3 protein-coding genes are annotated in these 2,109 nt (G+C 67.8%); all 3 read right to left on the bottom strand.

Going from position 1 to position 2,109, the window contains the following annotated elements:
• Nucleotides 1-73: 73 nt before the first annotated feature.
• Nucleotides 74-1,357: a glucose-6-phosphate isomerase gene (locus WBA11_RS07685; protein ID WP_424520113.1), complete on the bottom strand. Its 1,284-nt coding sequence runs from the start codon at nucleotides 1,355-1,357 to the stop codon at nucleotides 74-76.
• A gap of 61 nt (nucleotides 1,358-1,418) precedes the next feature.
• Nucleotides 1,419-1,817 (bottom strand): DUF7079 family protein, encoded by a 399-nt coding sequence (locus tag WBA11_RS07680; protein ID WP_424520112.1) that lies wholly within the window; start codon nucleotides 1,815-1,817, stop codon nucleotides 1,419-1,421.
• A gap of 31 nt (nucleotides 1,818-1,848) precedes the next feature.
• The coding region (locus WBA11_RS07675; RefSeq protein ID WP_424520111.1) for a hypothetical protein at nucleotides 1,849-2,109 on the bottom strand (261 nt) is incomplete at its 5' end.

The following is a 2,109-nucleotide window of genomic DNA, read 5'->3' as shown; positions in this document are numbered from 1 at the left end:
GGCGTGCAATCGCGGGTGGCGCGGCGACCCGTCGGCCTCGAAGACGCGCCCTCGAGGCCGACGGTGGGGCGATCTACTCCGGTTTTCCCAGGAGCGAGAACATCTTCTGCTTGTACGTCTCGACGCCCGGCTGGTTAAACGGGTTGACGTCGAGCATCGTCCCGCTCACGGCGACGGCGTGCATATAGAAGGACAGCAGCCGGCCGACGTGCTCGGCATCGAGGCGCGGGAGCGTCAAGGTCCAGTTCGGGACGTCGCCCTCGAGGTGGGCTTCGGCGGTACCCTGGTAGGCCTTCTCGTTGATGAAGCCGTAGGGCTTGCCGGCGAGGTAGTTCAGCCCGTCCGCGTTTCCATCGATTTCCGAGACCGACGGGCCGGCGTCGGCGTCGTCGATGCGCAGGAACGACTCGACCATCGTGCGCTGGCCCTGCTGCACGTACTGCCCGACCGAATGCAGGTCGGTGGTGTACTGCAGGACGACGGGGAACAGGCCCTTGCCCTCTTTCCCTTCGCTCTCGCCAAACAACTGTTGCCACCACGCGCCGATTCCTCTCAAACGTGGGTCCATCACGGCCATGACCTCGGTCGCGTAGCCGGCTTCGTGAAAGGCGTAGCGGTCGGCGGCGTACTGGAGCACGGCGCTGGACGCGTCGGCATCCGTAAAGTCGCGGGCCTCGGACACAGCGCCGTAGAACATCGACCGGACGTCGATGCCGGCGACGGCGATGGGAAGAAGGCCGACGGGCGTCACGACCGAAAAACGGCCTCCGACGTCGTCCGGGACGATGTAGCGGCGGTAACCCTGCTCGATGGCGAAGTCGTGCAAGGTGCCCTTGGCTGCATCCGTCGTTGCGATGACGCGTCGGTCGGCGTCGTCGAAGCGCTCCTCCAGGAAACGCCGCGCCATGCGGAAGGCGAGGGCGGGCTCGAGCGTGGTGCCGGACTTCGATATCACGTTGACGTAGACGCTCTTGCCCTCGAGGTAGTCGAACAAGCGCGTGTGGTAGTCCGGCCCCAGGTGGTGCCCGGCGAACAGGATCTCGGGTCCGTCGCTCGAGAACGGTGGGACGAGTGCGTCCATGACCGCCTCGGCCCCGAGGTATGACCCGCCGATGCCGATGCACAGGAGGACATCGGCACGTTCGCGGATCTCGCTCGCGACCTCGATGACGCTCTCGAGCAGCGCGTCGTCCGGGCTGAGCAACAGCTCGCGCCAGCCCAGCATGTCCGGGCTCTCGGTCTCGCCCTCGAGGACGCGTCGGTGCGCATCGAGAGCGAGATCGTCGAGGGCGGTGCGGTCGGTGTCGAGCGTGTGGAGCGCGTCGGTGACGTGAGATCGGTCGAGGGAGATGGCCATCGGGGAGAAAGGAGGGGAGCCCTGTAAACGAACGCGTTGCGCCGCGGTGCCGATGCTTCACCTACCCCTCGTCCTCGAGGCCGGCCTCTGAATCCCCATAGCGACGGCTCACGAGGTGCGCGCGGACGACGGCGTACTGCCAATTGCCGCATCGGCGGAGCCACCCCGACCTCGCCCTCGAGGTCCACCGATGGCGGCGTGCCGCCTGAGCCTGGCACTGCTCGATCAGCCAGTCCGGGTCGAACCCCGTCCACACGCCGGCCGGATTGGGTGGCCACAGATTCGTGCGGAGGACCGGAGCGACCTCGCGCCAATGAATCTCATCGATCTCGTCGACAGAGAACGGGAGATCCTGCAACCTGCGCGCGATCGCCTCGAGGGTCGACGGCTCGTGCTCGGTGTCAAGCCACAGCTCGGACAGCTCGATCCATGCGGTTTGGCGGGGGGTGCGTTCGGGCATCGTCTCTGTCGCGCGACCTCGAGGTCGAGTGCTACCGCCGCGTTTGCCGGTCGAGCCGGGCGAGCACCCGCCGCGCTCGCGCTTGGTGCGATGGGCTCGGCGCGTCGAGCGCGGCCTCGAGGACGGGCAGCACCTCGGCCTCGATGTCTGCGTGAAGGGCCGCCATCGAGGCGAGGGCGTCGAGCGCGTTGGAGCGCGTGGCGATGGGATCCGATTCGCTTCGGGGACGGCAATACGCGACCACGCGGCGGGCGTCCTCGAGGCCGAGGCGCAGGCGGCCGAGCAGGAGCGG

This window comes from Rubrivirga sp. (assembly GCF_049648075.1).
Lineage (GTDB): Bacteria > Bacteroidota > Rhodothermia > Rhodothermales > Rubricoccaceae > Rubrivirga.
Note: the sequence above shows the minus strand (reverse complement) of the source record. Positions and strands in the feature narration are given on the sequence as shown.